Here is a 7,274-nt window from a genome sequence, read left to right as displayed (position 1 = left end):
TGGCTCCTTTCCTAGCAGTCGATGACAACTGCACTTTGGCACATTCGATGCCGGTGGAGCAGGAGCCACCCACCTCATCCGGTTAGGGCCGCCCGCGAGAGCGGCCCGTTGATTTTAGATCTCTATCGCTTCGGCGATTGCTAGGGCATCCTCGAGTTCGACGCCGAGATACCGGACTGTACTGTCCATCTTAGTATGGCCAAGCAGAAGCTGAACAGCGCGTAGGTTTCCGGTCTTCTTGTAGATCTGAGTGACCTTGGTTCTCCTCATGGAATGGGTGCCGTAGGCGCTTGCTTCGAGGCCGATCGACGTGACCCAATCGCGGACAATCCGTGCATATTGGCGTGTCGAGATGTACAGGCGTTCATGAAATCGGCCGGGCCAAAGGTACTCCGAACCGACCATCAGCTCATCTTCCATCCACTTCTCAACAGAGGCACGTGTGCCCTCTGATATCTCAAAGCGCACGGGTTTCTGCGTCTTGCTTTGAAGGACCGAAGCCCGTTCCTTAATCTGACCCGATGACATGACATCGGCGACCTTCATCTTCACCAGATCGCAGCCGCGAAGCTTACTGTCGATTGCCATGTTGAAGAGCGCAAGATCGCGATGATTTTCGGCAAGCTCGAGGCGAACTCGGATTGCCCAGACATGTTTTGGTTTCAGCGGTCGCTTCTGGCCGACGATGCGTCCTTTGTTCCAGGCTGGGCGAAGAGCACGAATGGCAGGTAAGTTTGGTGTTTCCATGGTTGATCCTCCGATCCGCCATGCCCGCCCACAACGACAACCCAACGTTGACTGGAAAATTTTATCACAGCATGCCGCGCTGCCTCCAAGGTCCGCGATGAGCCCAAAGCGGAATTGCTTTGCCACGAACATTGGCAGCTAAAGAAACGCAAGTAACTAACTCCGCGGATATGAAGGTGACCGTTTGCTGAATGCGCGACAGGTATTTGAGCATTACCTTTTTAGTTGTGCGTGTATGCCTGTACCTGTGCTTTCTATTCATTAAGGCTTTTCAAAATCTGACGAATGGGCTGACAGAAGCAACCCACCGAGCTAACTTCATTGCAAAGAGGAGGGGTGAATGGGAAGACGTCTCACGACGGTATTGGCCGCCGACATTGTGGGCTATTCCGGGCTGATGGATCAGGACCGTACTGGCACAGTCGCTGCATTAAAGACCTTCCGCGAGGACACGTTTCTCCCGATCGTGGAAGATACCAATGGTTCACTGATCAAAAGCATGGGCGACGGCTGGATCGTCGAGTTTCAATCACCATCTGAAGCAGCAGCTTGCGCGATTGCAGTTCAGTCCGCCCTCAAACCTGACCACATCAAACTGCGCATCGGGGTTCACACAGGGGAAGTGGTAACCGATGGCGATGACATTTTCGGCGACGGCATCAATGTTGCGGCGCGTCTGGAGGCTCTCGCGAAGCCGGGACAAGTGCTCTTTTCGGATACGTCACATAACAGCCTTGACCGTAACGATGCGGGATTATTCGACGGCGGAGAGCAAACCGAACTGAAAAACATCACGCGGCATGTTGGAATCTGGTGTTGGCCAAAGGGTACGAAAGCCAATCTCGCGATCAAAGCGGATGTGAGGCCGGGAATCGCAGTGCTCCCATTCGACAATATGTCGGGTGATCCGGAGCAGGAGTTCTTTGCCGATGGCATAACGGAAGACATCATAACTGAGCTATCTCGGTTTCGTTGGTTGATGGTCGTCGCACGAAATTCTTCTTTTGCTTATAAGGGGAAAAGCACGGACATCCGCGACGTGGGCCGCGACTTAGGGGTTCGGTATGTACTGGAAGGCTCCGTTCGGCGTTCCGGGCAGCGCGTCCGCATCACGGGACAGCTCATAGATACCGAAAATGGGAGCCATTTGTGGGCGGACCGCTTTGACGGTGTGCTCGACGACATCTTTGATCTTCAAGATCAAGTCACCGAAGACGTAGTTACAGCTATTGAACCATCGGTGCGGCACGCTGAAACAAATCGTGCGCGTGCAAAACCCACCAAGGACTTACAGGCATACGAGCTCTACCTCCGAGCTTTATCACATTTCCACTTGCTGACTGACCAAGACAACATAGAGGCAATACGACTGACAAAACTGGCTTTGGATCGAGATCCGGAATACGCCTCCGCAGCGGGCTTGCTAGCATGGCTTCATATCCAACGTCTTGTGCAAGGTTTGGAACCTGTAGATCAGGGACCCAAGTCAGCTGTCGCGGCCGCAGAGCAGGTGCTGCGGAGCGATCGCGCGGACGGCATTGCAAAGGCTTATGCCGCACATTCGATCTCTATGCTGGCACAAGACCTGTCCCGCGCGCGGACAGCCTTTAAGGAAGCATTGTCGGAAAATCCCAACGCGGCGACGGTCCACATGCTCGCCGCTGCAAATCTTTATTTGCTGAATCGCCCTGACAAGGCGCTGGAACATGCAGTCCGGTCTGTCGAACTCAGCCCAGGTGATCCATTGCGGCACGCCGCTTTCATGGGACAGGGTGCCGCCTTGTTTCACTTGGGACGTTATGAGGAAGCCGCGCAGGCCTGTCGCGAAGCCTTGTCTGTGCGTGCAACCTTCCTGATGAGCCACCTGATGCTGATTGCCTCGCTCGCTGAGCTCGATGACATAGATGCGGCAAAAACAGCGGCTGTCAAATTGAACGAAATCGCTCCGAATGCGGCTTCGATAACCGAGACAACACGTTTACCATTATTCTCTATTCCAACCTGCGCTGATCGCTGGCGCAGCGGGTGGAAAAAAGCAGGGTTGCAAGTGTGAAGACAAACGGCACCCCCCCGGTTCCGACAACCATGCATTCGGTAAAGGATATTTCGCCTTTGTCTTGAAAATCAGTTGCTGACCAAAACTCTGCCTGGCTGGCCCTCCTCATGGACACGGAACACCAAAATGGTTGCCCCTTCGTCCCCTGAGCGAGCGGTGTGCACTTTTTTCAACGGAACGATGCCTACGTCACCTGAAAAAGCTTCTTGTTCGCCTTCGCCGTCTAGGATGAGGGTGACGCTGCCCTGCAGAATGTAGGCAAATTCTTCACCGGGATGCCAATGCATTGGTAAAGTGAGGTTTGGTGGTAGGGCAACATGGCTCACGACAACCTCCAAGCCCTCAGTGCTTTTGAGCGACTCGGTTAGCAAGTCCTGAATAAGCGGTTTTTGCAAAGTCGCTGGATCCCGCACATCGTGCGACATAGCCGCAGCGGCACCAGTCACGACAATCAAAAAAGCAAATATGATTGGTTTCCACATCTAATCCCCTCCTACTTTTAGAAGATGATGGCATTGGGACCTTTTCGAAATCAATGCTGGTGTGCACGCGGTTAACCGCGGCGTTCCAAATTGTTGTGTCAAAGGCTGTTCCAGGGTCCGCAAAGTTCGCGGAGCGCTTCTTAGTGGACGGTGCGGCGAGTGGCGGCTTAGTCCTGCGATCTGTGAATTCGAACCAGACCAGATTTTGCGCTTGCAGCGAATGACCGCAAAGCGGGCTGCGACCGCAGAATCTTGCCTGGGTGCTCAGTGTCCGGAATGGGCCGTTGAAAATGTCTCGAAAAACAGGGCAGGGGCTTATGCTGCGTCAGCTCCGAGTTTCGCAAATCCGGGATGAAATCACCATGGCGATGACGGACCTCGGCGGGGAAGTTGTCATCGAAATCGAGGACCGACCTCCTGGTAAGCGAGAGGGCCGCGTCCGCGATCCTTTCGGAAATGTTTGGATACTGAGCAAGACAATTGAAACTCTGACAAACGAGCAAATTCAAAACCGCTTGGTCGGACAGCTTGGTCTGATCGACATCACGGTGCTCACCTCTTGCAGGGAAACTGACCAAAGGTATGCTTTGTCCATGAACATCCACGGCTTCGATCACATCGTTCTCTGCGTTCATAATGTCGACGTAACGCTTGAGTTCTATCAACAAGTGTTAGGCATGACCCCGCGAGAGGAACGCCCCGGCAAATGGTCCCTACACTTCGGTTCAAACAAAATCAGTCTTCAAGGTGTGGGCACAGCACCGGATCTGGCGAATAAAACCGTTCCGGGAAGCGGTAATTTCTGCCTACTGACCGACACACCAATTGAGGAAATCACCGCGACGCTTCGCGCGCATGACGTCACTATCGTGGAAGGTCCTTCTGAGAAACTGGGCGCCGTCGGCAGGCTTATGTCCGTGTACTTCCGCGATCCAGATGACAATTTGGTCGAGGTAAGCAACAGGCTGGCGTAATAAACGGAGTGCAACACGATGTCAGCCACGCAACCAGGGTCGGGAACGAGCACTAGCTTTTCGAATTTTGCATCGTAGAGAGTAATCATTGTAGCCTCGATGTCGAAACCAAGAGCACAAATCAGCTGGCTGATCACAGCTAAGGTAGGGGCCATGAGGCTCTAAGAACTGGAGAGCAGTCATGCCCAGAACGGGATTCATAGATCATATCGGCATCGCGGTGCCGGATCTTGCGGCGGCGAAGGCCTACTATGATGAGCTAATGCCGATCCTTGGCCTCAAGGAGTGGTTCAAAACCGAACCGGCATTCAACTACGGACCGGATGGGAAACTCGGGACGCAGCTGTTCTTCTACCAGGCGAGGGACGATGGGCACTATTTGCGCCACGCTACCGGGCTACAGCACCTGGCATTCTCGGTGGAAAAGCGTGAGATCGTGCATGAGGCGTACAATTGGGCACTCTCGCGGAAGTCACATATTCTGGACGAACCCCAGGAGTTTCCTCAATACGGGATCCACTATGCGGCCTATTGGCTCGACCCACACGGCATTAAGCTCGAGGTTGTCTGCCACAAAGATGGTGAAAGCAGTTGAGACATCAAACTATCACCAGTGCTCCAAATGCGGAGCTTTGACAAACTGTCGAAAAGCGCTGCGCTACGTCCTCCCAAACGTCTGGCGGTGTAGGTCCGGCGAGAGCCCAATGCGGGCTTTGCCAACCTTTCAAATCACCATCATCCCCGACCTTTTCAGTTCGAGTTTCAATCCCTAGCGGGCAAGGCAACCTCGCCTTCCCAGTCAGAAATACGGTGCGGTAGCGCCAGGAATTTTGACGCCACACGTGTTTTGGTCGTTCCACTTCCAGTCATCCCCGAGTATTTGCCGGTCGAGGAAACGATCCGCCAGTTGTTGACGCCGAAGGCAACAACCTCCCATCTCATGGTGAACGTGTCTTCTTCTTCACCATAAACGCAGACGCCACCGCCACTGACACCGCTGGGTCCGCCGAAACCCGAGCCAACGCACCGGACAAACCCAGGATCGATTGGTCCCTCGTCAACGGTATAAGTCCCATAGTTGTCCTCTTTCCAGAACACGTCCTCGCCCGCGGAAATTTGCTCTTGGTTGACGACATAGAAGTTCGTTACCGACACTTTCTCTGCAGCAGTCAGACAATGAGGTGCAATAAGAACTGCGGGGATTAGCATTGAACGCAACATGTTGTTTCCTTCGACAGTGGGGCAAAGCCAGCATGATAGAGCCTACGGAATTTATTGCTAGGAAGGGAACTCGTAGCCAGACCTGCAGAGTCAGCTTTGTCCGCTGACTGTGAGTCCGTGCGTCCTGAGAATTTGCGCCTGCAGCGAATGGCCGGTTCTACGGGCCGCACCGCAGCGGCGACATGTGTCGGTGAACGGCAGTTCAGGGCCGTCCGCAACAATCCCTCAGACTGAACTTTCGGCTGATGCTGCAATGCATCCGATGGCCTCGAAGAGCCCAAAGCAACATATGCTTCAAAAAAGAGAATGTCGGCTTTGAAGCGCACGCCAGTTTTCGTATGCACAGAACAACCAGACCTAATTTTGGGAACAATTGATGTGTAGTACACTTGCTGTCGTGGGGCTGATAATTCTTTTAATGTTTGGAGACGTTGCATCTGCTGAAGAAGTTTATGTCACCGCGAACGGCGAAAGGGTGAACACCCTCGACGTTTTTCAAGACTGTGATGTTTGCCCGGAGATGATCGTTCTACCGCTGGGTGAGTTTCAAATGGGCTCAACGGTCCGAGAGGCGAATGCTGCGCAGTTAAGCGGATATTTAACCACAAATACCTATTTAACCACGAAACTCGACCCATCTGACTACGAATTGAAGCTCAGACAGTCCTTTACCAACCTTGGCATCGATCCAGATCGACCTGAAGAGGGTCTAAGACAATATTATGCAAGTGGAAACGTCGTCCAACAGGATGACCCCCAGTATTCTGTCAATCCGTTTCTGCACGAAGTGCCCATCCATCAGGTTACTATTGATCTGCCTATCGCTATGGGACGCAACGAAGTTACGCGCGAAGAATGGGCAGCTTGCGTTGAAGACGGTGGCTGCGAGATGGGACAAAAGGACCTTCCGCGCTATAAATACTCTTCGTGTGAGAGCGCCGTGGATTGTACTCCAAATCCAGATACACGCGTTAGGTTTCGCCTTCCCAAGGGACCACATGCAACCCATCCACGCAGCCCAATGACTGGCATGACTTATTATGAGATGCTTGATTACACGTCGTGGCTCAACAAAAAGGTGGGGGCAAATGTCTACAGGGTTCCGACTGAAGCGGAATGGGAATACGCAGCACGGGCCGGCACAACAACAAGGTATGCGCAAGGCGACACTCTGACATTAGAACAGGCCAATTTTCTAAACTACCGCTTCGAAGATGTGGATGGTGAACGTGTTTGGAAACTTGATTTTGGAAGTGCCAGAGAACTTTTGCCGGTAGACAATCTCGATGCGGCAAATGATTGGGGGCTCCGGCATATGTCCGGTAACGCCGGTGAATTCACAAGTTCCTGCGGAGAAGGACCGCATCGCGGCTTAGAAACGTCCAGTCAATACTTGGCAGTAGATGCAGACCGTCCCGATTGTAAGCGTTCGATAAAGGGAGGTGCGTATGCCGGGCCGGTAGAGTTAGCAAGACCCGCCCGACGCGTTGCCATTTCGAGTGATTACTGGGCGCCTTGGAATGGGTTTCGTGTCGTCCGCGATTTAACCCCGGAGCAATAAAACAGCCTTTGGTGACGCCCGATACAGTGGCCGCTTTGTCCGCAGACCACCAGTTCGCCGTGCGCTCAATTTTGCAGCCGCAGCGAATGTCTGGTCTGGTGAAGCTGCGCCGCAGCTCTTGACGACAACGGCAAGGGCCGGTTTGGGCCGCCTGCGAAAGCGACCCAACTGCACTAGATTTCAATGGCTTCGGCGATCGCTAGAGCGTCTTCAAGTTCGACGCCCAGATATCT

Annotated in this window: 7 protein-coding genes; 4 read left to right on the top strand and 3 right to left on the bottom strand. The window is 53.4% G+C overall.

The genetic code is table 11. The features are described 5' to 3' along the window. Nucleotides 1-114: 114 nt before the first annotated feature. Entirely contained in the window at nt 115-747 is a 633-nt protein-coding gene (locus ACR1XY_RS23835; RefSeq protein WP_171329876.1) for a tyrosine-type recombinase/integrase, read from the bottom strand. 340 nt (nt 748-1,087) lie between these two features. Here ACR1XY_RS23835 and ACR1XY_RS23830 point away from each other — a divergent pair, with 340 nt between their 5' ends. Beyond that, complete coding sequence (locus tag ACR1XY_RS23830; protein ID WP_260026720.1) at nt 1,088-2,800, top strand: adenylate/guanylate cyclase domain-containing protein; 1,713 nt, start codon at nt 1,088-1,090, stop codon at nt 2,798-2,800. A 71-nt stretch (nt 2,801-2,871) separates the two neighbouring features. On the opposite strand, the gene ACR1XY_RS23825 is transcribed toward ACR1XY_RS23830, so the two are convergent. Next, nucleotides 2,872-3,285: a cupin domain-containing protein gene (locus ACR1XY_RS23825; RefSeq protein ID WP_010443737.1), complete on the bottom strand. Its 414-nt coding sequence runs from the start codon at nt 3,283-3,285 to the stop codon at nt 2,872-2,874. A gap of 317 nt (nt 3,286-3,602) precedes the next feature. Here ACR1XY_RS23825 and ACR1XY_RS23820 point away from each other — a divergent pair, with 317 nt between their 5' ends. Next, nucleotides 3,603-4,259 carry a VOC family protein gene (locus tag ACR1XY_RS23820; RefSeq protein WP_480597198.1) on the top strand — a complete coding sequence of 219 codons (657 nt, stop codon included), beginning with the start codon at nt 3,603-3,605 and terminating at the stop codon, nt 4,257-4,259. A gap of 181 nt (nt 4,260-4,440) precedes the next feature. Continuing rightward, nucleotides 4,441-4,854, top strand: a complete 414-nt coding sequence (locus tag ACR1XY_RS23815) for a VOC family protein (RefSeq protein WP_170403748.1) — start codon at nt 4,441-4,443, stop codon at nt 4,852-4,854. A 167-nt stretch (nt 4,855-5,021) separates the two neighbouring features. Here the strand turns inward: ACR1XY_RS23815 and ACR1XY_RS23810 are convergent, their stop codons facing one another. Further along, on the bottom strand, nt 5,022-5,480 hold the full coding sequence (locus ACR1XY_RS23810; protein ID WP_170403745.1) for a hypothetical protein: 459 nt from the start codon (nt 5,478-5,480) through the stop codon (nt 5,022-5,024). 376 nt (nt 5,481-5,856) lie between these two features. Here ACR1XY_RS23810 and ACR1XY_RS23805 point away from each other — a divergent pair, with 376 nt between their 5' ends. Beyond that, entirely contained in the window at nt 5,857-7,041 is a 1,185-nt protein-coding gene (locus tag ACR1XY_RS23805; RefSeq protein WP_480597196.1) for a formylglycine-generating enzyme family protein, read from the top strand. The last annotated feature ends 233 nt before the right edge of the window (nt 7,042-7,274 follow it).

The organism is Ruegeria sp. AD11(2025) (genome assembly GCF_056542405.1).
This window is presented reverse-complemented; position numbering and strand designations above follow the sequence as displayed.

Bases quoted from the DNA above. Each gene is read 5' to 3' on its own strand.
- ACR1XY_RS23835 (WP_171329876.1), bottom strand. From the start codon at position 747: ATGGAAACACCAAACTTACCTGCCATTCGTGCTCTTCGCCCAGCCTGG.
- ACR1XY_RS23830 (WP_260026720.1), top strand. From the start codon at position 1,088: ATGGGAAGACGTCTCACGACGGTATTGGCCGCCGACATTGTGGGCTAT.
- ACR1XY_RS23825 (WP_010443737.1), bottom strand. From the start codon at position 3,285: ATGTGGAAACCAATCATATTTGCTTTTTTGATTGTCGTGACTGGTGCC.
- ACR1XY_RS23820 (WP_480597198.1), top strand. From the start codon at position 3,603: ATGCTGCGTCAGCTCCGAGTTTCGCAAATCCGGGATGAAATCACCATG.
- ACR1XY_RS23815 (WP_170403748.1), top strand. From the start codon at position 4,441: ATGCCCAGAACGGGATTCATAGATCATATCGGCATCGCGGTGCCGGAT.
- ACR1XY_RS23810 (WP_170403745.1), bottom strand. From the start codon at position 5,480: ATGTTGCGTTCAATGCTAATCCCCGCAGTTCTTATTGCACCTCATTGT.
- ACR1XY_RS23805 (WP_480597196.1), top strand. From the start codon at position 5,857: ATGTGTAGTACACTTGCTGTCGTGGGGCTGATAATTCTTTTAATGTTT.